This window comes from Pseudomonas sp. BTN1 (assembly GCF_001907715.1).
Taxonomy (GTDB): Bacteria; Pseudomonadota; Gammaproteobacteria; order Pseudomonadales; family Pseudomonadaceae; genus Aquipseudomonas; species Aquipseudomonas paracarnis.
This window is the reverse complement of the sequence record NZ_MPBM01000024.1, coordinates 68,164-92,192: the sequence shown is the minus strand read 5'-3', so window position 1 is coordinate 92,192 and position 24,029 is coordinate 68,164. Positions and strand designations below refer to the sequence as shown.

At 61.1% G+C, this 24,029-nt stretch carries 22 protein-coding genes; 13 read left to right on the top strand and 9 right to left on the bottom strand.

Annotated features, from left to right (window positions below):
* Nucleotides 1-9 precede the first annotated feature (9 nt).
* From BMH52_RS10935 to BMH52_RS10925, 3 genes are read left to right on the top strand one after another with little or no spacing between them, the layout of a single operon-like run.
* Nucleotides 10-924 (top strand): PLP-dependent cysteine synthase family protein, encoded by a 915-nt coding sequence (locus BMH52_RS10935; protein WP_073843691.1) that lies wholly within the window; start codon nt 10-12, stop codon nt 922-924.
* A gap of 37 nt (nt 925-961) precedes the next feature.
* Nucleotides 962-1,954 (top strand): serine O-acetyltransferase, encoded by a 993-nt coding sequence (locus tag BMH52_RS10930; protein ID WP_072433653.1) that lies wholly within the window; start codon nt 962-964, stop codon nt 1,952-1,954.
* Between the two features lie 2 nt (nt 1,955-1,956).
* Nucleotides 1,957-2,685: an alanyl-tRNA editing protein gene (locus BMH52_RS10925; protein WP_014719495.1), complete on the top strand. Its 729-nt coding sequence runs from the start codon at nt 1,957-1,959 to the stop codon at nt 2,683-2,685.
* 131 nt (nt 2,686-2,816) lie between these two features.
* Here BMH52_RS10925 and prpD read toward each other — a convergent pair whose 3' ends face one another.
* The 6 genes from prpD to BMH52_RS10895 form a co-directional block, all read right to left on the bottom strand.
* On the bottom strand, nt 2,817-4,301 hold the full coding sequence (prpD, locus tag BMH52_RS10920) for a 2-methylcitrate dehydratase (RefSeq protein ID WP_073843689.1): 1,485 nt from the start codon (nt 4,299-4,301) through the stop codon (nt 2,817-2,819).
* Between the two features lie 155 nt (nt 4,302-4,456).
* Entirely contained in the window at nt 4,457-5,647 is a 1,191-nt protein-coding gene (gene prpF / locus BMH52_RS10915) for a 2-methylaconitate cis-trans isomerase PrpF (protein WP_020302624.1), read from the bottom strand.
* An 11-nt stretch (nt 5,648-5,658) separates the two neighbouring features.
* Entirely contained in the window at nt 5,659-8,253 is a 2,595-nt protein-coding gene (gene acnD, locus BMH52_RS10910; RefSeq protein WP_019820558.1) for a Fe/S-dependent 2-methylisocitrate dehydratase AcnD, read from the bottom strand.
* Between the two features lie 183 nt (nt 8,254-8,436).
* Nucleotides 8,437-9,564, bottom strand: a complete 1,128-nt coding sequence (prpC, locus tag BMH52_RS10905) for a 2-methylcitrate synthase (RefSeq protein WP_014719499.1) — start codon at nt 9,562-9,564, stop codon at nt 8,437-8,439.
* Nucleotides 9,565-9,606: 42 nt separating this feature from the next.
* On the bottom strand, nt 9,607-10,500 hold the full coding sequence (gene prpB / locus BMH52_RS10900) for a methylisocitrate lyase (RefSeq protein WP_003193320.1): 894 nt from the start codon (nt 10,498-10,500) through the stop codon (nt 9,607-9,609).
* Nucleotides 10,497-11,210, bottom strand: coding sequence for a GntR family transcriptional regulator (locus BMH52_RS10895; protein ID WP_014719500.1), 714 nt, complete (start codon nt 11,208-11,210; stop codon nt 10,497-10,499). The genes prpB and BMH52_RS10895 overlap by 4 nt, the downstream gene beginning before the upstream one ends.
* A 270-nt stretch (nt 11,211-11,480) precedes the next feature.
* On the opposite strand from BMH52_RS10895, the gene BMH52_RS10890 reads away from it, so the two are divergent.
* The 6 genes from BMH52_RS10890 (at nt 11,481) to BMH52_RS10865 (ending at nt 16,957) form a co-directional block, all read left to right on the top strand.
* Nucleotides 11,481-12,005 carry an ATP-dependent zinc protease gene (locus tag BMH52_RS10890; protein ID WP_014719501.1) on the top strand — a complete coding sequence of 175 codons (525 nt, stop codon included), beginning with the start codon at nt 11,481-11,483 and terminating at the stop codon, nt 12,003-12,005.
* Nucleotides 12,006-12,023: 18 nt separating this feature from the next.
* Nucleotides 12,024-13,556, top strand: a complete 1,533-nt coding sequence (locus BMH52_RS10885; protein WP_014719502.1) for an inactive transglutaminase family protein — start codon at nt 12,024-12,026, stop codon at nt 13,554-13,556.
* Complete coding sequence (locus BMH52_RS10880) at nt 13,556-14,542, top strand: alpha-L-glutamate ligase-like protein (protein ID WP_003193326.1); 987 nt, start codon at nt 13,556-13,558, stop codon at nt 14,540-14,542. Before BMH52_RS10885 ends, BMH52_RS10880 begins: the two co-directional genes overlap by 1 nt.
* 186 nt (nt 14,543-14,728) lie before the next feature.
* Nucleotides 14,729-16,072 (top strand): aminodeoxychorismate synthase component I, encoded by a 1,344-nt coding sequence (gene pabB / locus BMH52_RS10875; RefSeq protein WP_073843687.1) that lies wholly within the window; start codon nt 14,729-14,731, stop codon nt 16,070-16,072.
* Nucleotides 16,073-16,298: 226 nt separating this feature from the next.
* The gene (locus tag BMH52_RS10870; RefSeq protein WP_032903090.1) at nt 16,299-16,601 is read left to right on the top strand and encodes a type II toxin-antitoxin system HigB family toxin; all 303 of its coding nucleotides are present in this window, start codon (nt 16,299-16,301) and stop codon (nt 16,599-16,601) included.
* Nucleotides 16,601-16,957 (top strand): type II toxin-antitoxin system HigA family antitoxin, encoded by a 357-nt coding sequence (locus BMH52_RS10865; RefSeq protein ID WP_014719504.1) that lies wholly within the window; start codon nt 16,601-16,603, stop codon nt 16,955-16,957. The genes BMH52_RS10870 and BMH52_RS10865 overlap by 1 nt, the downstream gene beginning before the upstream one ends.
* A 127-nt stretch (nt 16,958-17,084) precedes the next feature.
* Here the strand turns inward: BMH52_RS10865 and thrH are convergent, their stop codons facing one another.
* Entirely contained in the window at nt 17,085-17,702 is a 618-nt protein-coding gene (thrH, locus tag BMH52_RS10860) for a bifunctional phosphoserine phosphatase/homoserine phosphotransferase ThrH (RefSeq protein ID WP_073843685.1), read from the bottom strand.
* A gap of 151 nt (nt 17,703-17,853) precedes the next feature.
* Here thrH and BMH52_RS10855 point away from each other — a divergent pair, with 151 nt between their 5' ends.
* The 3 genes from BMH52_RS10855 to BMH52_RS10845 all read left to right on the top strand — a co-directional run bounded on the left by BMH52_RS10855 (nt 17,854) and on the right by BMH52_RS10845 (nt 21,277).
* Nucleotides 17,854-18,588 (top strand): phosphoadenylyl-sulfate reductase, encoded by a 735-nt coding sequence (locus BMH52_RS10855; RefSeq protein ID WP_014719506.1) that lies wholly within the window; start codon nt 17,854-17,856, stop codon nt 18,586-18,588.
* A gap of 417 nt (nt 18,589-19,005) precedes the next feature.
* Nucleotides 19,006-20,535, top strand: a complete 1,530-nt coding sequence (locus tag BMH52_RS10850) for an NCS1 family nucleobase:cation symporter-1 (RefSeq protein ID WP_019820568.1) — start codon at nt 19,006-19,008, stop codon at nt 20,533-20,535.
* Between the two features lie 13 nt (nt 20,536-20,548).
* Nucleotides 20,549-21,277, top strand: coding sequence for an aspartate/glutamate racemase family protein (locus tag BMH52_RS10845; protein ID WP_073843682.1), 729 nt, complete (start codon nt 20,549-20,551; stop codon nt 21,275-21,277).
* 105 nt (nt 21,278-21,382) lie between these two features.
* Here the strand turns inward: BMH52_RS10845 and BMH52_RS10840 are convergent, their stop codons facing one another.
* Nucleotides 21,383-22,306, bottom strand: coding sequence for a LysR family transcriptional regulator (locus tag BMH52_RS10840; RefSeq protein ID WP_073843680.1), 924 nt, complete (start codon nt 22,304-22,306; stop codon nt 21,383-21,385).
* Between the two features lie 107 nt (nt 22,307-22,413).
* On the opposite strand from BMH52_RS10840, the gene BMH52_RS10835 reads away from it, so the two are divergent.
* Nucleotides 22,414-23,160: a 3-oxoacyl-ACP reductase family protein gene (locus BMH52_RS10835; protein ID WP_073843678.1), complete on the top strand. Its 747-nt coding sequence runs from the start codon at nt 22,414-22,416 to the stop codon at nt 23,158-23,160.
* A gap of 130 nt (nt 23,161-23,290) precedes the next feature.
* Here BMH52_RS10835 and BMH52_RS10830 read toward each other — a convergent pair whose 3' ends face one another.
* On the bottom strand, nt 23,291-23,977 hold the full coding sequence (locus BMH52_RS10830; protein ID WP_019820575.1) for an HAD-IA family hydrolase: 687 nt from the start codon (nt 23,975-23,977) through the stop codon (nt 23,291-23,293).
* Between the last annotated feature and the right edge of the window lie 52 nt (nt 23,978-24,029).

Here is a 24,029-nt window from a genome sequence, read left to right as displayed (position 1 = left end):
GACGTACTGATGCTGCATAACTCCATTCTCGACGTGATCGGCCAGACGCCGATCGTGCGTCTGGCCCAGTTTTCCGAAGACCTCGGCATCGAGGTCTACGCCAAGCTGGAGTCGCTCAACCCCGGTGGCAGCCACAAGGCGCGCATCGCCCTGGGCATGATCCTGGATGCCGAGCGCCGCGGTGTGCTGATCCGTGATTCCGGGCAGACCATCATCGAACCCAGTGGCGGCAACACCGGCATTGGCCTGGTGATGGCCGGCAATGTGCTGGGCTACAAAGTGGTGCTGGTGATCCCTGACAACTACAGCCCGGAAAAACAGAAGCTGCTGCGTCTGTACGGTGCGAGGGTAGTGCTGTCCGATAGCCGCCTGGGCAATAACTCCCACGGCGAAAAGTGCATGGAGCTGCAGTTGGAAAACCCCAACTACGTGATGCTCAACCAGCAACGCAATGGCGCCAACCCCCAAACCCACCGCGACACCACCGCTCCGGAAATCCTTCGCGCCTTCGGTGAACAGCACGTGGACTACTTCGTCAGCGGCATTGGCACCGGGGGCCATATCACCGGTATCGGCGAAACCCTCAAGGCCGCCTGGCCCGCGCTGCGAGTGATGGGCGTAGAACCGGAAGAATGCGACCTGCTCAAAGACCGGCACGCGGCGCACGGGATCCAGGGCCTGTCGATCGGCCTGATCCCCAGCATCCTCAACCTGGACGTGATCGACGGCATGCTCAAGGTGTCGCACGCCGATTGCCTGGACATGATCAAACGCATCATGCGCACCGATGCCATCAGCCTGGGGCTGTCTTCGGCCGCTAACATGGTCGCCATCGCCCAACTCGCCCCCGAACTGCCGCCTGAAACGGTGGTGTTGACCATGGTCTACGACAATGCCGACAGCTACCTGCCCAGTTTCGAGTAACCGGGTTTTTAACCATCCAACATACGGGGGTGTCTCCATGGGGGGCTTTATCGACATGCAACAGCTGCACGATGAGTTGCTCACCCACCTCATCACCACCCTCACGCCCAGACAGATGAAGCAGCTGGAGCCGCACCTGGCGCCGTTGATTCAGAACGCCGCCCAGGCGGTGGCCGAGGACCTGATTGCCTATGCCTATCGCGACCCCGCGTCCCGTGGGCGCGGTGAGTTGATCCTGGAATCCTACGCCTCGTTCAAGGCCGTGCTGTTCTACCGCCTTGCGCACCTGGTCTGGCATTTCCAGGGCGCAGACAACGGCGATTTTTCGCGCATGGCCCTCAAGCTGAGTAACCAGGGCAAGATCCTCTCCGGTGCCGAGATTCACCCGGCAGCGCGCATCGGCCGCCGCTTTGTGCTGGACCATGGCTACGGCACCGTCATCGGCGAAACCTGCGTGATCGGCAACGACTGCTACATCCTCTGCGGCGTGACCCTGGGTGCGCGCGGTATTGCCAACAACCCGGACGGCAAACGCCACCCGCGCCTGGGCAACAACGTCGAAGTCGGCGCCGGCGCCCGGGTGCTGGGCTATGTTTCGATCGGCGATAACGTGTTTATCAGCCCCTCCTGCGTGATTACCCAAGACGTGCCGGCAGGCACCAAGGTCAAGGTGGTCAACCAGATCCAACTGCAAAAAAACGATGAATCGGACCACAGCAACTACCTCGGCGCCTTTGCCCTGGATGAGCGCTTGCACGTGGTGGGCGAAGTGAGTGTCGGCCACAAGGTCACCGTGCTGGACGCCGACTTTCATCCGCTGCAAGGGCTGATGCTTGAACCCACGGTGAAAGAGCGGCATCACCTGCAGTTTCGTCTGCGTCGCCTCGACACCGGCGAACAACTGCCACGCCTGCCGCTGAACCTGAAGGTATGCGGGCCGGAATTTGAAATCACCCTGCTCTCTCCCCCTGGCTTGAGCGCACTGGTGCGCCACCTCTTGCAAGCCACCCCATTGATCGTCGGAGGTTGAACATGTCCGTGCATACCATGGAAACCCTGGCGCTGTTTGACAGCGCGCCCTACCAGAACGCCTTCAGCGCCCGGGTGATTGCCATCAGCGAACAGGGTATCGCCCTGGAGCACACCCTGTTCTACCCCACCGGCGGCGGGCAACCAGGCGATACCGGTCACCTCACTCTGGCCGATGGCACACGGGTGCAAGTGACCGGCACCGTGCGCGACCCGGTGTTGCGCTCGATCATCTGGCACCAGGTGGACCACTACCCCGAACAGTTGGCCGCTGGCGTCCAGGTCGACGCTGGGCTGGATTGGGAGCGGCGCTACCAGCACATGAAGATGCACACTTGCCTGCACTTGCTGTGTTCGCTCATCGACGCGCCCGTGACCGGTTGCAGCATCAGCGCAGATAAAGGCCGCCTGGATTTCGACCTGCCAGAAATGACCTTGGACAAAGACCGCCTCACCCAAGACCTCAACGCCCTTATCGAACAAGCCCACGCGGTCAAAACTCTGTCGATGCCCGCCACCGAGTACGCGACCCTGCTGCAGATCACCCGCACCCAGGCGGTTGCGCCGCCGGTGGTCTCCGGTTCGGTCCGGGTGATTGAAATCCCCGGCATCGATATCCAGCCCTGCGGCGGCACCCATGTGCTCAATACCGAGGAAATCGGCCGGGTGTTCTGCGAAAAGATCGAGAAAAAGAGCAAGCACAACCGCCGGGTGATACTGCGGTTTGAATAGATTCTGAAGCAGAAACTTCAGTCAACTGTGGGAGCTGGCTTGCCTGCGATAGCTGACATCCAGTCAATTCATGTGGGGCTGACACACCGCTATCGCAGGCAAGCCAGCTCCCACAGCGACCGTGCTGTTTTTCAGATCGTGAACAGGTCCATGAAACGGTTCACAGGTGTCGCCTCAAGCCGCGCCTGGTCCTTGCACAGGGCGACAATCTCAGCGCTGCGTTGCGCGGTGAACCGCGTGGCCAGGTTGGCCTTGAACTTGTCTTCCAGCAGTGGAATGCCGTCCACCCGACGGCGGCGATGGCCAATCGGGTACTCCACCACCACCTGCTCGGTGCAGGTGCCATCCGTGAAAAACACCTGCACCGCGTTGGCAATCGAGCGCTTGTCGGCCTCCAGGTATTCGCGGCTGTAGCGCGGGTCTTCGATGACGACCATCTTGTCGCGCAGCTCATCGATGATCGGGTGGGCCGCGTGGAAATCATCTTCATACTGCTCGGCCACCAGATTGCCGAACGCCAAGGGCACGGCGGTCATGTATTGCAGGCAGTGGTCGCGATCGGCGGCGTTGGCCAATGGGCCGACCTTGGAAATAATGCGAATCGCCGACTCGTGAGTAGTGATCACGATGCGGTCGATTTCATGCAGGCGATGCTTGACCAGCGGGTGCAGGGCGACTGCCGCTTCACAGGCAGTTTGCGCGTGAAACTCGGCCGGGAAGCTGATCTTGAACAGCACGTTCTCCATCACGTAGGTGCCGTAGGGTTGGGGCAGGCTGAACGCGCGCTTATCCTCGGGCTTGAGCGCCAAGTCCTTGTTGGTGTGGCTGAACAGCACGTCGTAGAAGCCCCACTGCGGCGCACTCAATACACCGGGGATGCCCATTTCGCCACGCAAGGCGATGTCTGCCAGGCGTAAGCCGCGGCTCGATGCATCGCCTGCGGCCCAGGATTTGCGCGAGCCGGCATTCGGTGCATGGCGATAGGTGCGCAGCGCCTGGCCATCGACAAAAGCGTGTGACAACGCCGATAGCAGTTGCTCGCGGTTGGCGCCCATCAGCTTGGCGGTGACCGCCGTGGTAGCGACTTTCACCAGCAACACATGGTCGAGGCCTACCCGGTTGAAGGAGTTTTCCAAGGCAATCACACCTTGGATTTCGTGGGCCATGATCATCGCTTCCAGCACTGCACGCACGGTCAACGGCGCGTCGCCATTGGCCAGGCGCTTTTGCGACAGGTGATCGGCCACGGCGAGGATGCCGCCCAGGTTGTCCGAAGGGTGGCCCCATTCAGCAGCGAGCCAGGTGTCGTTGTAGTCGAGCCAGCGCACGATGCAACCGATATCCCAGGCGGCCTTGACCGGGTCCAGGCGGAACGAAGTGCCCGGCACCCGTGCGCCAAACGGCACCACGGTACCCTCTACCATCGGCCCCAGGTGCTTGGTGCACTCGGGGAAGCGCAGGGCCAGCAGGCCACAGCCGAGGGTGTCCATCAGGCAGTTGCGGGCGGTATCCAGGGCGTCCTGGGAGTCGATGCGGTAGTTGAGGACGTAGTCGGCGATGTCCTGCAACACCGGGTCGTAGTCGGGACGGTTGTTCTGGTCGACGTTGGCGCTCATGGCGGTTCTCCTAAAAGTTGGTTGTTCCATCCTCAGGGTCAGGGTTTGATCGTTCCCACGCTCCGCGTGGGAATGCATCCCGTGACGCTCTGCGTCACAGCAGGACGCAGAGCGTCCCAGGCGGCGTTCCCACGCGGAGCGTGGGAACGATCAAGCTAGAAAGCGTCGCCGGGGATGCGCACATAGCCTTCCATTAACACCCGTGCGCTGCGGCTCATGATGGCTTTCTTCACCACCCATTCACCGTCCACCTGGCTGGCCTCGGCGCCTACGCGCAAAGTGCCGGACGGGTGCCCGAAGCGCACGGCATTGCGCTCTACGCCGCCCGCCGCCAGGTTGACCAAGGTGCCGGAAATCGCCGCGGCGGTGCCAATCGCTACCGCCGCGGTGCCCATCATCGCGTGGTGAAGTTTGCCCATCGACAAGGCGCGCACCAGCAGGTCCACATCGCCGGCCTTGATCGCCTTGCCGCTGGAGGCCACGTAATCGGCAGGTTTGGCCACGAATGCCACCTTGGGCGTGTGCTGGCGCTGGGCGGCTTCGTCCAGGTGTTTGATCAGGCCCATGCGCAACGCGCCATACGCCCGCACGGTCTCGAACATCGCCAGGGCCTTGGGGTCGCTGTTGATCGCGCCTTGCAGCTCGGTACCGGTGTAGCCCAAGTCCTGGGCGTTGATGAAAATCGTCGGGATACCGGCGTTGATCAACGTGGCCTTGAAGGTACCGACGCCGGGTACCTCCAGGTCGTCGACGAGGTTGCCAGTGGGGAACATCGAGCCACCACCGCCCTCTTCTTCCGCCGCGGGGTCCATGAATTCCAACTGCACTTCGGCAGCCGGGAAGGTCACGCCGTCCAGTTCAAAGTCGCCGGTTTCCTGCACCGCGCCGTCAGTGATTGGCACGTGGGCGATGATGGTCTTGCCGATATTGGCCTGCCACACCCGCACCACGGCCACGCCGTTATGGGGTACGCGGGCCGCATCGACCAGGCCAGCACTGATGGCGAACGAACCCACCGCCGCCGACAGGTTGCCGCAGTTGCCGCTCCAATCGACAAATGGCTTGTCGATGGAGACCTGGCCGAACAGGTAATCCACGTCGTGATCGGCGCGGCTGCTTTTGGCCAGGATCACGGTCTTGCTGGTGCTCGAGGTGGCACCCCCCATGCCGTCGATCTGCTTGTCATAGGGGTCGGGGCTGCCAATCACCCGCAGCAACAAGGCGTCGCGTGCAGGGCCCGGCACCTGCGCCGCGGCGGGCAGGTCCTGGAGGCTGAAGAACACGCCCTTGCTGGTGCCGCCACGCATGTAGGTGGCGGGGATTTTGATTTGCGCTACGTGTGCCATGGTTATCCTCTTCAGGCGGTCGCCTTTGATTCCAGGAAGTCCTGGGCGAAACGTTGCAACACGCCACCGGCTTCGTAGATCGACACTTCTTCGGCGGTGTCCAGGCGGCAGGTCACTGGCACCTCGACACGTTCGCCATTCTTGCGGTTGATCACCAGGGTCAGTTGCGCACGCGGGGTGCGCTCGCCGACCACGTCATAGGTTTCACTGCCGTCGATTTGCAGGGTGTGGCGGTCGGTGCCTGGCAGGAACTCCAGGGGCAACACGCCCATGCCCACCAGGTTGGTGCGGTGGATGCGCTCGAAGCCTTCGGCGGCAATCGCTTCCACACCGGCCAGGCGTACGCCCTTGGCCGCCCAGTCGCGGGACGAACCTTGGCCATAGTCGGCGCCGGCGATGATGATCAGCGGTTGCTTGCGCTCCATGTAAGTCTCGATGGCTTCCCACATCCGCGTGACCTTGCCTTCCGGCTCGATACGCGCAAGAGAGCCCTGCTTGACCTTGCCGTTTTCCTGCACCATTTCGTTGAACAGTTTCGGGTTGGCGAAGGTGGCGCGCTGCGCCGTCAAATGGTCGCCCCTGTGGGTGGCGTAGGAGTTGAAGTCGACCTCGGGCAAGCCCATTTTCGCCAGGTATTCACCGGCGGCGCTGTCCAGCATGATCGCGTTGGACGGCGACAAGTGGTCGGTGGTGATGTTGTCCGGCAGCACCGCCAGCGGGCGCATGCCCTTGAGCGGTCGTGCACCGGCCAGCGCGCCTTCCCAGTACGGCGGGCGGCGGATATAGGTGCTTTGTGGGCGCCAGTCGTACAGCGGCGTGACCTTGGGCCCGGTGTCTTCGTGAATGGCGAACATCGGGATATACACCGCACGGAATTGCTCGGGTTTTACCGAAGCCTTGACCACCGCGTCGATCTCTTCATCGCTCGGCCAGATGTCTTGCAGGCGGATTTCCTTGCCGTCGGCATCCAGGCCGAGCACGTCCTTCTCGATGTCGAAACGGATGGTGCCGGCAATCGCATAGGCCACCACCAGCGGCGGCGACGCCAGGAAGGCTTGCTTGGCGTAAGGGTGAATGCGCCCGTCAAAGTTGCGGTTACCCGACAACACTGCGGTGGCGTACAGGTCGCGGTCGATGATCTCTTGCTGGATCACCGGGTCGAGCGCGCCGGACATGCCGTTGCAGGTGGTGCAGGCAAAGGCCACCACGCCAAAACCGAGTTTTTCCAGCTCATGGCCCAGGCCGGCTTCTTCCAGGTACATGGCCACGGTTTTCGAGCCCGGCGCCAAAGACGACTTGACCCACGGCTTGCGGGTCAGCCCCAGCTTGTTGGCGTTGCGTGCCAACAGGCCGGCGGCGATCACGTTGCGCGGGTTGCTGGTGTTGGTGCAGCTGGTGATGGCGGCGATGATCACCGCGCCGTCGGGCATTTGCCCCGGCACGTCATCCCATTGGCCAGCGATGCCTTTTGACGCCAGGTCGCGGGTGGCCAGGCGGGCATGGGGGTTGCTCGGGCCGGCCATGTTGCGCACGACGCTGGAGAGGTCGAAGCTCAGGCTGCGCTCGTACTGCGCGCCTTTCAGGTCGTCCGCCCACAGGCCGGTGTGACGTGCGTATTGCTCGACCAAGGCGACTTGTTCGTCTTCGCGGCCGGTGAGTTTGAGGTAAGCGATGGTTTGCGCGTCGATGTAGAACATCGCGGCGGTGGCGCCGTACTCCGGGGCCATGTTGGAGATGGTGGCACGGTCACCCAAAGTGAGTGCCGACGCCCCTTCGCCGAAGAACTCCAGCCAGGCGCCGACCACCTTCTGCTGGCGCAGGAATTCGGTGAGCGCCAGCACCATATCGGTGGCGGTGATGCCCGGTTGCAGCTTGCCGGTCAATTCCACGCCCACGCTTTCCGGCAGGCGCATCCACGACGCGCGGCCGAGCATCACGCTCTCGGCTTCCAGGCCACCGACGCCGATGGCGATCACCCCCAGGGCGTCTACGTGAGGCGTATGGCTGTCGGTGCCGACACAGGTATCCGGGAAGGCCACGCCGTCACGCACTTGAATCACCGGGGACATTTTCTCCAGATTGATCTGGTGCATGATGCCGTTGCCCGGCGGGATCACATCAACGTTCTTGAAGGCCTTTTTGGTCCACTCGATAAAGTGGAAGCGGTCTTCGTTGCGACGGTCTTCAATGGCGCGGTTTTTTTCGAAGGCTTGCGGGTCAAAGCCACCGGCCTCGACGGCCAGTGAATGGTCGACGATCAGCTGGGTGGGCACCACCGGGTTGACCTGCGCCGGGTCGCCGCCTTGCTGGGCGATGGCATCGCGCAGGCCGGCGAGGTCGACCAGAGCGGTCTGGCCGAGGATGTCATGGCACACCACGCGGGCGGGGAACCACGGGAAGTCGAGGTCGCGCTTGCGCTCGATCAGTTGGCTCAGGGACGCGTCGAGGGTGGCCGGGTCGCAACGGCGCACCAGGTTCTCGGCGAGCACGCGCGAAGTGTAGGGCAGCGTGGCGTAGGCGCCGGGGGTGATTGCCTCGACAGCCGCACGGGCGTCGAAGAAATCCAGGCGGCTGCCGGGGAGCGGTTTGCGAAATTCAGTGTTCATCGTCAGGACTCGGTCACGGTAAGTTCGAAAGGTGAACTGTCGACACTGGCTTTGTTTCCTGTGGGAGCTGGCTTGCCTGCGATGGCATCACTGTGGTGTGACAGGTACACCGAGGTGATGCCATCGCAGGCAAGCCAGCTCCCACAAAAAAGCACATGAGCCAGCGGGCACAGCCCATCCCATTCAGCGACGTTCGATTGGCACGAACTTGCGCTGCTCAACGCCGGTGTACTCGGCGCTTGGACGGATGATGCGGTTGTTGGCGCGCTGCTCGAACACGTGCGCAGCCCAGCCAGTCAGGCGCGAGCATACGAAAATCGGCGTGAACAGCTTGGTCGGGATGCCCATGAAGTGGTACGCCGAGGCATGGTAGAAATCGGCGTTAGGAAACAGCTTCTTCTGTTCCCACATGGTCTTGTCGATGGCTTCGGAGACCGGGAACAACACGGTGTCGCCCACTTCGTCAGCGAGCTTTTTCGACCAGCCCTTGATCACTTCATTGCGCGGATCGCTGTCTTTATAGATCGCGTGGCCAAAGCCCATGATCTTGTCTTTGCGCGCCAACATGCCAAGGGTGCCTTCAACCGCTTCCTGGGCCGAGGAGAAACGTTCGATCATTTCCATCGCCGCTTCGTTGGCACCGCCGTGCAGCGGGCCGCGCAGGGAGCCGATGGCAGCGGTGACGCAGGAATACAGGTCGGACAATGTCGATGCACACACCCGTGCGGTGAAGGTCGAAGCGTTGAATTCGTGTTCAGCGTAGAGGATCAGCGACACGTTCATCACTTTGACGTGCAGCTCGCTCGGTTTCTTGCCATGCAGCAGGTGCAGGAAGTGGCCACCGATGCTCGGCTCGTCGGTCACGCAGTCGATGCGCTGGCCGTCGTGGCTGAAGCGATACCAGTAGCACATGATCGCCGGGAACGCGGCGAGCAGGCGGTCGGTGACATCGCGCTGCACGCTGAAATCTTTCTCCGGCTCGATATTGCCAAGGAACGAGCACCCGGTGCGCATCACGTCCATCGGATGGGCGTCGGCGGGGATGCGTTCGAGCACTTCTTTCAGGGCCTGGGGCAGGTCACGCAGTTTGCTCAGCTTGTTGCTGTAAGCGGCCAGTTCGGCCTGGGTTGGCAGTTCACCGTACAGCAGCAAGTAGGCGACTTCTTCAAACTGGGCGTCGGCGGCCAGTTCGCGTACGTCGTAGCCACGGTAGGTCAGGCCGGCGCCGGCCTGGCCCACGGTGGACAGTGCCGTCTGCCCGGCGACCTGGCCACGCAGGCCAGCACCACTCAATACTTTTGCTTCAGCCATGTTCGTTCTCCAATTTTGTAGTTGTTCAGGGAACCACAGGGTTTATTTTTTCGCGGCGAACAGCGCGTCGAGCTTCTGCTCGAAGGTGTGGTAGTCGATGCGATCGTAAAGCTCCATGCGCGTTTGCATGGTGTCGATCACATTCTGCTGGGTACCGTCGCGACGAATCGCGGTGTAGACATTCTCGGCGGCCTTGTTCATGGCACGGAAAGCCGAGAGCGGGTACAGCACAATGGAAACATCCGCAGATTTCAACTGTTCGGTGGTGTACAGCGGTGTGGCGCCGAACTCGGTGATGTTCGCCAGGATCGGCGCCTTCACGCGGGAGGCGAACAGCTTGTACATCTCCAGTTCAGTGATGGCTTCCGGGAACACCATGTCGGCACCGGCCTCGATGCACGCGGCGGCACGCTCCAGCGCGGACTCCAGGCCCTCGACCGCCAGGGCGTCGGTGCGCGCCATGATCACGAAGCTGTCATCGGTGCGCGCATCCACGGCGGCCTTGATGCGGTCGACCATTTCCTGCTGGGACACGATTTCTTTGTTGGGGCGATGACCGCAGCGCTTGGCGCCCACCTGGTCTTCGATATGGATGGCGGCGGCGCCGAACTTGATCATCGACTTGACGGTACGTGCCACGTTGAACGCCGAGGAGCCGAAACCGGTGTCCACGTCCACCAGCAGCGGCAGGTCGCACACGTCGGTAATGCGGCGCACGTCGGTGAGCACGTCATCCAGGCCGGTGATGCCCAAGTCCGGCACGCCCAGGGAGCCGGCGGCTACACCGCCACCTGACAGGTAAATCGCCTTGAAGCCGGCGCGCTTGGCCAAGAGCGCATGGTTGGCATTGATGGCGCCCACCACTTGCAAGGGCTGTTCGCTGGCGACGGCGTCACGGAAACGCTGGCCGGGAGTGCTGTTGTTGTTGGAACTCATGACTCACCTCGTGATGAAGGCGCACCGTCCGGGAAGTGACGGGCAATGTTGCGTTTGGAGGCGCCGATATGCCGGCGCATCAACAGTTCGGCCAGTTCACCGTCGCGATCGGCAATAGCGTCGAGAATGCGGTGATGCTCGGCAAAGGCCTGGCGTGGACGATTGGGGGTGGCGGAGAACTGGATGCGGTACATGCGCACCAGTTGATACAGCTCGCCGCAGAGCATTTGGGTGAGGGTGCGGTTACCGGCACCTTGAATGATGCGGTAGTGAAAATCGAAGTCGCCTTCCTGCTGGTAATAGCCGACACCGGCCTGGAACGCCGCATCCCGTTCGTGGGTGTGCAACACCTGGCGCAGCTCCTCGATCTCTGCGTCAGTCATGCGCTCGGCGGCCAGACGACAGGCCATGCCCTCTAAGGACTCGCGAATCTCATACAGCTCGACCAGCTCGGCGTGACTCAAAGACACCACGCGTGCGCCGACATGAGGCACCCGCACCAGCAGGCGCTGGCCTTCCAGGCGATGGATCGCTTCGCGCAGCGGGCCGCGACTGATGCCGTAGGTGCGCGCCAGCTCCGGCTCGGAAATCTTGCTACCGGGGGCGATTTCGCCTTTGACGATGGCGGCCTGGATACGCCGGAAGACGTTCTCTGACATGGTCTGGGAATCGTCTGGTGCCACCGATGGTTTTTCCAGTTGCTCCAGCATATTGTCGACACCTTTAAAATCAATGCCGCAAAAACTAGCCAATAAGCCTCTCATAGTCAAAGAATAAATACACATTGTCGACAATCGTCTAATAACCCCATCAATCGCCCGCCCAGGCATGGCCGCCTGCCAGCGCTGGCGCCAAAAAAGCATCATGTTAGAATGCCCGCCGCTTTTGCCTGACATCAGATGATGAAAGGGCGCACCCGAGATTGCGCAGCAATGCCAGTCCCCATGAAATGAACAGTGCACTGCCCTGCCTCAGGATTTATGAGACTCAAGCCTTACCTACTAGTGATGTGCCTGCTGTGCATACCGAGCCTTGGCGCTGGCGCCGAGAAGACCGTGTACGGCCTGAATGAATACGCCAAGCTTGCGGGTATCGACCTGGAAGTGGCGGCCAAACTCGACACCGGCGCCAAGACCGCCTCGTTGAGTGCCCGCGATATCAAGCGCTTCAAGCGTAATGGCGAATCCTGGGTACGCTTCTACCTGGCCATCGACACCGCCCATTCCCACCCCATCGAACTGCCCCTGGCGCGTGTCAGCAAAATCAAGCGCCGCGCCGGCGACTACGACCCCGATGAGGACAAGAACTACACCGCCCGCCCAGTGATTGCGTTGGATATTTGCATGGGCAGTGCTTTACGCAGCATCGAAGTGAACTTGACTGACCGCAGCGCATTCCAATACCCGCTGCTGATTGGCTCCGAAGCCTTGAAACGCTTTGATGCGCTGGTCGACCCCAGTCTTAAATATGCAGCAGGCAAACCCGCCTGCGCCGCCGACGCTTAATACCGCCGAGTAAACCGAATGCGCTCTCTGACCCTGCACCTGAAAATCCTGATCACCTTGCTGGTGGTGCTGGGCATTTCGGTCACCGCCTATCAGATCTTCGTGCTGGGAATTCCCGTCACCGAAGATGCCACCGACGACTTGTGGAACATCGACGCCAAGGTCGAGTTCGTCGCCAACCCGAAAGACCCGGTCAAGATCCAGATGTTCGTGCCGCCCTTGAGCCGCGACTTCGTCAGCCTCAATGAGAGCTTTATCTCGAACAACTACGGGGTGAGCGTCAACCGCATCGACGGCAACCGCAAGGTCACCTGGTCGGCGCGCCGGGCCAAGGGCAACCAGACCCTCTATTACCGCCTGGTGCTGACCAAGCGCTACAGCGGCGAAAAGATCAAGATCAAAGGCCCGACCTTCCGCGACAGCATCGCCGTGGAAGGCCCGGAAAAGATCGCCGCCGAAGCCTTGCTGGCCCCGATCCGCCAGCACTCGGCCGACGTCGAAACCTTTATCAGTGAAGCCATCAAGCGCACCAACAACCTCAACGACGACAATGTGAAGTTGCTGCTGGCCGGCGACCCCTCGACGCCGCACAAAGCCAAGATCGTCGAACTGCTGCTGTCCATCGCCCACGTGCCGGTAGAGAAAGTCCACACCATCCGCCTGGTGGCCGACCAGCCGCAAACCCCGGAACTGTGGCTGCGCAGTTTCAACGGCAACGACTGGCTGTACTTCAACCCGGAAACTGGCGAACAGGGCCTGCCCGCCGACCGCCTGCTATGGTGGACCGGCGATGAAAACCTGATCACCGTCGATGGCGGCAAGAAAGCCATGGTGACCTTCAGCCTGAACAACAGCGAGATGAATGCCATCCGCCTGGCCAAGCTGACGGACGAAAACACCGACGCCAACTTCCTCGAATACTCACTGTACGGCCTGCCGCTGCAAACCCAGCAGACCTTCATGATCATGGTGATGATCCCGATTGGCGTGCTGGTGATTCTGATCCTGCGCAACCTGATTGGCCTGCAAACCCTGGGTACCTTCACACCGGTGCTGATCGCCCTGGCGTTCCGCGAGACGCAACTGGGCTTCGGGATTGTGCTGTTCACAATTATCACAGCACTGGGGTTATCACTCAGGTCCTACCTGGAACACTTGAAACTGCAGATGTTGCCGAGGCTGTCGGTGGTGCTGACCTTTGTGGTGGTGCTGATTGCCGCCATCAGCCTGTTCAGCCACAAGCTGGGGCTGGAACGCGGCTTGTCGGTGGCGCTGTTCCCGATGGTGATCCTGACCATGACCATCGAACGCCTGTCGATTACCTGGGAGGAGCGTGGCGCCAACCATGCGCTGAAAGTGGCGATTGGCACGCTGTTCGCTGCGTCCCTGGCGCACCTGATCATGAGCGTGCCGGAGTTGGTCTACTTCGTGTTCACCTTCCCGGCGATCCTGTTGATCCTGGTGGGCTTCATGCTGGCCATGGGTCGCTACCGCGGCTATCGCCTCACCGAGCTGGTGCGTTTCAAGGCGTTCCTGAAGGCTGACTCTTGATGTTCGGCTTCTGGAAGACCTGGAAGGCCCTGGAAGCGCGGGGGATCATGGGCATTAACCGGCGTAATGCCGACTACGTGCTCAAGTACAACAAGCGCAGCCTGTACCCGATAGTGGATGACAAGATCATTACCAAGGAACGGGCGCTGGCCGCCGGTATCCATGTACCGGAAATGTACGGGGTGATCTCCACCGAAAAGGAAATCGACAAGCTCGACGAGATCATCGGCGGGCGCAGCGACTTCGTGATCAAGCCCGCCCAGGGCGCCGGTGGCGACGGCATCCTGGTGGTTGCAGACCGTTTTGAAGGGCGCTATCGCACGGTGTCCGGCAAGATCATCAGCCATGAAGAGATCGAGCACCAGATTTCCAGCATCCTCACCGGCCTGTACTCCCTCGGCGGCCACCGCGACCGCGCGTTGATCGAGTACCGCGTGGTGCCCGACCAGATCTTCAAGAGCATCAGCTATGAAGGCGTGCCGGACATCCGCATCATCGTGCTGATGGGTTACCCGGTGATGGCGATGCTGCGCTTGCCCACCCGCCAGTCCGGCGGCAAGGCCAACCTGCACCAGGGCGCGATCGGCGTGGGTGTAGACCTGGCCACCGGCCTGACCCTGCGCGGCACCTGGCTGAACAACATCATCACCAAGCACCCCGACACCACCAACGCGGTGGATGGCGTGCAACTGCCCAACTGGGACGGTTTCATGAAACTCGCAGCCGGCTGCTATGAGCTGTGCGGGCTGGGTTATATCGGCGTGGACATGGTGCTGGATCAGGAAAAAGGCCCGCTGATCCTTGAGCTGAACGCACGGCCAGGGCTGAACATCCAGATTGCCAACGACTGCGGCTTGACCTTGCGCACCCATGCGGTGGAGGCGCGGCTGGAAGAACTCAAGGCGGCCGGGGTGACAGAAACCCCAGAAGAACGGGTGAAGTTCGTGCAGGAGATGTTCGGGCATATTCCGCCGGTTGAAGGTTAAGCAGCGCATCGCAGGCAAGCCCGGGCTCGCTAGGTGGGAGCTGGCTTGCCTGCGATAGCTTTCTGACAAGCCATCCATCCCCCAGGCTATGCCCTCTATCGAGCTATCACCGACATCCCCCCTAGGAGCAAGTCCTACAGAGGACTACAATCCCCTCCCCCACGCCACTGGCTGATTCACCCTCGCATGTCGACCTGTTCCGTTTACCCCTTACCCTACCGGGCCAACCCCGCCGAGTACTTTGCGGCTATTCGCCATGCGCCTGGCGCGGTGCTGCTCGACAGCGGCCGCCCGGCTGCCGAGCGGGGGCGCTATGACCTGCTCAGCGCCTGGCCTGAAGCAACCTTGACGGTTGGGCCGGATGAAAGCGGCGGCGATTTCCTGCAACGCTTGCGAGAGAACCTGGCGCAGTTGGGTGAGGCCGCCCTGCCTGCTGGGGTTGAATTGCCCTTTGCCGGCGGTTTGATCGGTTACTTGAGCTATGACTTCGGCCGGCACCTGGAACAGGTTGCACGCCTGGCCGTGGACGACCTGCACCTGCCGGATGCGCGCCTGGGGTTGTATGCCTGGGCGCTGGTCAGCGATCACCAGGCGCGCACCAGCCAGCTGGTGTTTCACCCGGTGCTGGCCGATAGCGAGCGGCAACGGCTGATCGCTCTGTTCAGTCATGCAACGGGCAGCGCGCCCACCGCCTTCAAGCTTCAGGGCCCCATGGCGCCGGACCTCAGCCTGGAGGCATATCAGCAGGCCATCCTGCGTATTCAGGATTACATTCAGGCCGGCGACTGCTACCAGGTCAACTTTACCCAACGCTTTCGCGCACCTTGTAGCGGCGACCCGTGGGCGGCCTACTGCGCCCTGCGCGAGGCCTGCCCGACACCGTTTTCCGGGTTCCAGAGCCTGCCGGATGACGGCGCGGTGCTGAGCCTGTCGCCGGAACGATTTGTGCGCATCAGCGAACGCCAGGTCGAGACTCGCCCGATCAAGGGCACCCGCCCTCGCGGCCTGACGCCAGAAGAGGATGCCGCCAACGCCGCCGAACTGCTGGCCAGCCCCAAGGACCGCGCAGAAAACCTGATGATCGTCGACCTGCTGCGCAACGACCTTGGCCGCAGCTGCCGCATCGGCTCGGTGAACGTGCCGGAATTGTTCAGCCTGGAAAGCTACCCCAACGTGCACCACCTGGTGAGCAGCGTCACTGGCATATTGGCCGACGACAAAGACGCCCTCGACCTGATCGCCGGCAGCTTCCCTGGCGGCTCCATCACCGGCGCGCCGAAGATTCGCGCCATGCAGATCATCGACGAGCTTGAACCCACCCGCCGCGGGTTGTATTGCGGCTCGCTGGTGTACCTGGACGTGCGCGGCGAGATGGACAGTTCCATCGCGATTCGCAGCTTGCTGGTCAAGGATGGGCAGGTGTGTTGCTGGGGTGGCGGCGGGATTGTGGCGGATTCGCAGTGGCAGGCGGAGTATCAGGAGTCTCTGACGAAGGTGCGGGTGTTGTTACAAACGTTGGAAAACCTGTAGGGCACAGCCCCTGCCTAGCGTTCGAGTAGAACGCCATGCGATAGAAAAAGCCTGAATCAGAACCGCTGTGGACGGAATAGACGCTTGCAGATAGCGTCCGGATCGACCGTCCACCGCCACCTGTGAAGGATCACATGAAGCGACTGCCTCCTCGTCTGGAAATATTTCCGAGATTGCCTAACCGCGCAATCGCACCTATGATCTCCCAAAACGGGAGGTTGAAGCGATGCGGATAATCGCTCTCTCTACCCTACGAATATTCTGGGAAAGCCATTCAGCTTATAGCGACGCCAGAACACCGCTGGTCGAGTGGTATCGGCACATGGAAAAGGCCAATTATCCAACACCGCAAGCACTCAAGGCCGAGCTCAGAACAGCGAGCATTCTTAAGGGCGGCAGGGTCGTGTTCAACGTCGGCGGCAACAAGTATCGAGTGATCATGGCCATCGACTACCAGCGACAACTAGGGTTTATACGGTTCGTGGGGACCCACGCTCAGTACGACCAGATCAACGCGGAGACTGCGTGATGAACATCAAACCTATTCACTCCCAGGAAGACCTGACTGCGGCACTCGTACGAGTCGAGCAGATATGGGGAGCACTACCCGGCTCGCCTGAAGGTGATGAGCTGGAAATCCTGGCAATCCTCATCGAGAAGTACGAAGCCGAGCATTACCCCATGCCCCCTTCGGATCCGGTAGAAGCTATCAAGTTTCGCATGGAGCAATTGGGCATGACCGCCCGCGATCTGGAGCCGTTTATCGGCACCAGTGGGCGGGTGTCAGAGGTGCTGAACCACAAGCGCAAGCTGAGCCTGGCGATGATCAAACGCCTGCATGAAGGCTTGCGTATTCCTTATGAGCGCTTGCTGGCCGAGGGTTAGGCGGTGACGGAGCCGACGCCATCGCGGGCAACCCCGGCTCCCTCAGTTGACCGCGTCGTTTGACGTTACAGGGTCGAAGCTGGGAGCTGGCTTGCCTGCGATGGGGCAATCAGCCGCGCCGCATAACTTACAGGCTCATCTGCCGATTCGACGCCTTGATAAACTCTTTCTTCAAGTCTTCAAACGTATGCACCGCCGGGAACTGCGGGAATTCGCGAATCACATTGTCCGGCGCATGGAACAGAATCCCACGGTCAGCTTCACCCAGCATGCTGGTGTCGTTGTAGGAATCACCGGCAGCGATCACGCGGTAGTAGAGGGTCTTGAATGCCAGCACTGATTGGCGCTTGGGGTCTTTCTGGCGCAGTTGGTAGCTGACTACCCGGTCGTTTTCATCGGTGATCAAGCGGTGGCAAAGCAAGGTCGGGAACCCCAGCTGACGCATCAGCGGCTGGGAGAACTCATAGAAGGTGTCGGACAGGATCACCACCTGAAAGCGCTCGCGCAGCCAGTTGACGAACTCGATCGCGCCGTCCAGCGGCTTGAGTGTGGCGATCACGGCCTGGATATCGGCCAACTTGAGCCCATGCTCGTCGAGGATACGCAGGCGCTGTTGCATCAGCACGTCGTAGTCGGGGATGTCACGGGTGGTGGCCCGCAGGGACTCAATGCCGGTTTTCTCGGCAAAGGCGATCCAGATTTCCGGAACCAGTACCCCTTCCAGGTCAAGGCAGGCAATTTCCACACGACACTCCTATTAGATGTTGTTAGTTGAGCGAGCAAAAGGACTGCCGAACTCTAGCGACTCAAGCCAGCCGCCGCAACGCGGGACAGTTTTTGATACCATCGCCCTCCTAGAGAGCGCTCAGCGCCACTGACCTGTAGGAACCGTCCTGATGAACCAAGCCTTCGACGTCGTTGAACTCGCCACGACTTATGCCAACAAGTCTGCCCAGGACATTCTCAAGCTGGCATTCAGCCAGTTCGGCGATGACCTGTGGATTTCCTTCAGCGGTGCCGAGGATGTGGTGCTGGTGGACATGGCCTGGAAGCTGAACAAGAACGTCAAGGTGTTCAGCCTCGACACCGGCCGCCTGCATCCGGAGACCTACCGGTTTATCGAGCAGGTGCGTGAGTTCTACAAGATCGACATCGAGCTGATCTCGCCAGACCCGAGCAAGCTGGAGCCCTTCGTCAAAGAGAAAGGCCTGTTCAGCTTCTATAAGGACGGCCATGGCGAATGCTGCGGCATCCGCAAGATCGAACCGCTGCGCCGCAAACTCGCAGGTGTCAGCGCCTGGGCCACCGGCCAGCGCCGCGACCAGAGCCCCGGCACTCGCAGCCAGGTGGCGGCGCTGGAAATCGACACGGCGTTCTCCACGCCGGAACGCACCCTGTACAAGTTCAACCCGCTGGCGCAGATGACCAGCGAAGAGGTGTGGGGCTACATCCGCATGCTGGAGCTGCCGTACAACAGCCTGCATGAGCGCGGCTTCATCAGCATCGGCTGCGAGCCCTGCACCCGGCCGGTACTGCCCCGCCAGCATGAGCGCGAAGGCCGCTGGTGGTGGGAAGAAGCCACGCAGAAGGAATGCGGGCTGCATGCGGGGAATATCATCAGCAAGGCTTGAGCCTCTCATGCCACCGCCTCTGTAGGAGCGAACTTGCTCGCTCCTACAGAAAGCGAGATTTCCTTTCGGCCGGGTAAATCTTGTACACAACCTTGTAACCATAAGTGCCATTTTTGTGTGCAACTTAATATACAACGCACCAAAACGTAACATCTCTCTGCGCCAATGGCGCCGTCTATAAATAGCCCTCCAATTAACAAAAAAATAAATACCTGTTCAAACGGTCAACTTATAGTGTCCGTAATTCAGTGAGTTATTCTCAACCTATATAAAAACGAAATTAGCCAAGATTTTCATATATCGAGAACTGGCACGCATATGGCTTAGGCAGAAGTGCGCTTTGTATACAATCAATACAAAACCTACATACACTTTGCCATCCGCCGCTTTGCTGCAGATGCGCTGGAGCCTGCCGGAATGCGTACAAGTCTCTCGAACACCCTCGCACTGGATCTGCCCTCCTCCCCGTTAAACCCTGCGGCCGCCGGCCCCGGTCCGCTGGTACTCAGCCCGCGCCTGCACAACAAGGACCTGGCGCCCACCAAGGTCGAAGGCCGACGCTGGGGGCGCTATAGCATCTTCGCGTTGTGGACCAATGACGTGCACAACATCGCCAACTACTCATTCGCCATCGGCCTCTATGCATTAGGCCTGGGCGGCTGGCAAATATTGCTGTCCCTGGGGATCGGCGCGGCGCTGGTGTACTTCTTTATGAACTTGTCGGGCTACATGGGGCAGAAGACCGGTGTGCCGTTTCCGGTTATCAGCCGTATCAGCTTCGGCATTCATGGGGCGCAGATTCCGGCGTTGATTCGGGCGGTAATTGCGATTGCCTGGTTTGGGATCCAGACCTACCTGGCCTCGGTAGTTTTCCGCGTGCTGCTGACCGCCATTCATCCAGGCTTTGCCGATTATGACCACGACTCGATTCTGGGGCTGTCGACCCTGGGTTGGGCGTGCTTTGTGGCGATCTGGCTGGTGCAGTTGGTGATTCTCGCCTATGGCATGGAAATGGTACGTCGCTATGAAGGCTTCGCCGGGCCGGTGATTCTGCTGACCGTGGCCGCACTGGCCGGCTGGATGTACTTCCAGGCGAACGGGCAAATTGCCTGGTCGATCCGCGAGCCCCTGAGTGGCGGCGAGATGTGGCGCAATATCTTTGCCGGCGGCGCGCTGTGGCTGGCCATCTACGGCACCTTGATCCTCAACTTCTGCGACTTCGCCCGTTCCTCACCCTGCCGCAGGACTATCCAGGTCGGCAACTTCTGGGGCCTGCCGGTGAATATCCTGGTGTTCGCCGCCATCACCGTGCTGCTGTGCGGCGGGCAGTTCCAGCTCAATGGCCGCGTGATCGAAAGCCCGACCGAAATCATCGCGGCGATCCCCAACACCTTCTTTCTCGTGCTCGGCTGCCTGGCCTTCCTGATCGTCACCGTGGCGGTGAACATCATGGCCAACTTCGTCGCCCCGGCCTTTGTATTAAGCAACCTGGCGCCCAAGTACCTGAACTTTCGCCGCGCCGGACTGATCAGCGCCTTCGTTGCCGTGCTGATCCTGCCGTGGAACCTCTATAACAGCCCACTGGTGATCGTGTATTTCCTCTCTGGCCTCGGCGCGCTGCTGGGGCCGTTGTACGGGGTGATCATGGTCGATTACTGGCTGATCCGTAAAAGCCAGGTGGATGTGCCGCAGCTGTACAGCGAAGACCCCCAAGGCATTTATTACTACAGCCGGGGGGTGAATATGCGTGCGGTGGCGGCGTTCATTCCGGCGGCGGTGATCGCCATCCTGCTGGCGCTGTTGCCGGGGTTTGCCAGCGTCTCGCCGTTTTCCTGGTTGTTTGGCGCCGGCATTGCAGGGTTGCTGTACCTGCTGATTGCCAAGCGTCAACCGCACTACGCCGATGTCAGCGGCGAAAGCATTGCCGTCGATAACGTCAGTCATTAAACAAGGACTTTCCATGCGTATCCTCGTGGTCAACGTCAACACCACCGAATCCATCACCGACACCATTGCCCAGCAAGCACGGGCCGTGGCTTCACCGGGCACCGAGATTGACGGGCTCACCCCGTACTTCGGCGCAGAATCGGTGGAAGGCAATTTTGAAAGCTATCTGGCAGCCATCGCCGTGATGGATCGGGTAATGGCCTACGACCAGCCCTTTGATGCGGTGATCCAGGCCGGCTATGGCGAACATGGCCGTGAAGGCCTGCAGGAACTGCTCAATGTGCCGGTGGTGGATATCACCGAAGCGGCGGCCAGCACCGCGATGTTCCTGGGGCACGCCTACTCGGTGGTGACCACCCTGGACCGCACTGTGCCGCTGATTGAAGACCGGCTGAAACTCGCCGGCCTCTACCAGCGTTGTGCTTCGGTGCGCGCCAGCGGCATGGCGGTGCTGGAACTGGAAGAAGACCCGCTGGGCGCCATGGAGGCCATCGTGCGCCAGGCCGAACTGGCCATCCGCGACGACAAGGCCGAGGTGATCTGCCTGGGCTGCGGCGGCATGGCCGGGCTGGATGAGCAGATCCGCCAGCGCACCGGGGTGCCAGTGGTGGACGGAGTGACGGCGGCGGTGATGGTGGCCGAGTCGTTGGTGCGGTTGGGGTTGTCGACCTCGAAGATCAGGACGTATGCGGCGCCGCGGCCGAAGAAAGTCATTGGATGGCCGGGCAAGTTCGGGCGGTAGACCGATGCGCCTGCATCGCGGGCAAGCCCGACTCCCACATTGGATTGCGATTACTGTGGGAGCCGGGCTTGCCCGCGATGGCCACGACTCGATGCAAGGCCCTGCTCAGATGGCACTGAATCGTTGAGCCAGTTTCTGCTCGGCGAACTGCTCAATAATGAAATCCACAAACGCCCGCGTCTTGCCCGGCAGCAACTTATGCTCGGCGTAGTAGATGGAAATATTGCCGTCGTCCACATACCAATCGGGTAACACTCGCACCAACGCACCGCTGACCAGGAACGGCACGGCCATTGGCATGCTCACCAGCGCGATGCCAAGGCCCTGGGCACTGGCGCAGCAGGCGGCTTCGGAGTCGCTCATGGTCATGGCTGGCTTCAGTACCAGTGGGCTGTGCTCGCGCTCACGGTGGGTCAGTTGCCATGAACGCACCCGGCCAGTCTGCGGCGAGCGAATCAAGATGCCAAGGCAGTGCGACAGGTCATCGGGCGCCAGCACCGGCAGGCGGCGCGCCAGGTAATCCGGCGACGCCACCAGCACCCGGTGCGCCGGGGTCAACTTGCGCGCCACCACGCCTTGGGGCAGATCAAACCCGCCACCGATGGCCGCATCGAAGCCTTGCCCGATCAGGTCGACCTGGCGGTTATCAAAATGCCAATCCGGGCTGATATCCGGACAGCGCTGCATGAATTCGCCCAACAACGGCACCACATACCGATTGCCGAACACTGGCCCCATGCTGACCTTGAGCGTGCCCACCGGCCGCCCTTCGGCACTGGCCAGGTTGGCGACCGCATTCTGAATGGTGGTGAGGCTGCCGCTGACTTCCGCCAGGAACACCTTGCCGGCTTCGGTCAGCGCCAGACGCCGAGTGCTGCGCTGGAACAGCCGCACCCCGAGGCGCGCCTCCAACTTGGCGACGCTTTTACCCACCGCTGCGGGAGTGAGGCTCAGGTGCCGTGCAGCCTCGGCAAAGCTGCCACCCTCGGCGCTGCGCACAAAGCATTCGATACTGCCAAAGCTTTCCATATCGCTCCACTCTAAACTTTTGGTTTACACAGACTATAGCAACCACGGGCTACCGAGCAGCGCGGGCGAGGTCGATACTCGCTCCATCAACTACCTCGGAGATCGACATGACCACACACAACCTCACCGGCAAAGTCGCCTTGATTCAAGGCGGTTCCCGCGGCATCGGCGCCGCCATCGTCAAGCGCCTCGCCGCCCAGGGGGCAGCGGTTGCCTTTACCTACGCCAGCTCGGCCGCCAAGGCTGAAACACTGCAGAACGAGGTGATCGGCGCAGGGGGGCAGGCTCTGGCGATTCACGCCGACAGCGCCGATGCCACGGCGATTCGCGCGGCGGTCAACACCACGGTCGAGGCGTTTGGACGCCTGGATATCCTGGTGAATAACGCTGGCGTGCTGGCCATCGCGCCGCTGGACGAATTCAAGCTGGAAGACTTCGACCAGACCTTGGCGATCAATGTACGCAGCGTGTTTATCGCCACCCAGGAAGCCGCCAAGCACATGGGCGAAGGTGGCCGCGTGATCAATATCGGCAGCACCAACGCCGAACGCATGCCCTTTGGCGGTGGCGGGCCCTACGCCATGAGCAAGGCGGCGCTGGTGGGGTTGACCAAGGGATTGGCGCGGGACCTGGGGCCACGGGGCATCACCATCAACAACGTGCAGCCTGGGCCGGTGGACACCGATATGAACCCGGCGAACAGTGATTTTGCCGAAAGCCTGATCGGGTTGATGGCGGTAGGACGGTATGGGCATGTGGAGGAGATTGCCAGTTTTGTGGCCTATCTGGCCGGGCCGGAGGCCGGCTATATCACGGGCGCCAGCCTGACCATCGATGGTGGTTTCAGCGCCTGATTTTTGCAGAACCGCAACCCAAATGTGGGAGCGGGCTTGCTCGCGAATACGGTGAGTCAGTTGATAAATCTACTGACTGACACCCTGCATTCGCGAGCAAGCCAGCTCCCACATTTTTGACCGCGCGGGGTCAGGCCATGGGGGGCAAGCCGTAGGCGGCCAAATCAAAGTCGGCGAGCTTGCGAATAATCTGGTCAGCATGCTGGTACTTGCTGTCAGCCATCGCCTCATCGGGCACCGCAATAGCGGTCATGTGCGCAGCCTTCGCCGCCGTCACGCCGAACGGCGAATCTTCGAACACCAGACAATCCTCAGGCGCTACACCCAACCGGCGCGCGGCGGTGAGGAAGATATCCGGCGCGGGCTTGGCAGCGCCTACTTCCGGGTCGTCAGCGGTGACGATGGTGTCGAACAGGCCAAACCATTCACGGTGCAGGGTGGTCTTGTGGCCAAACGAGTTACGCGATGAACTGGTGCCCACCGCAATCGGAATATTGTGCGCCTTCAAGTGCCGCACCAACGCCTCGGCACCGGGCATACCCAAGGCCTTGGGAAAGCGCTCGCTCATCAGCGGTTCGCGTATTTCCAGAAACTCGGCGGGCGTGATCGGCAGGTCCAGGGCCTTGACCACGTAATCGGCCAAATCCTGGGCACCCCGCCCGATGATGTGCTGCTTGATGCCCCAGTCGTAGGTACGACCATAGCGTTCGGCAATGATCTGCGTGACTTCGGTGTAGATGCCTTCGGTATCCAGCAACAACCCGTCCATATCGAAAATCACGGCTTTGATCGGGACAGCGGTACGCGGTGCATTCATCACAACACAACCTTGGGGCGAGGACTAAAAGGATTCAGCACAATAACGGCCC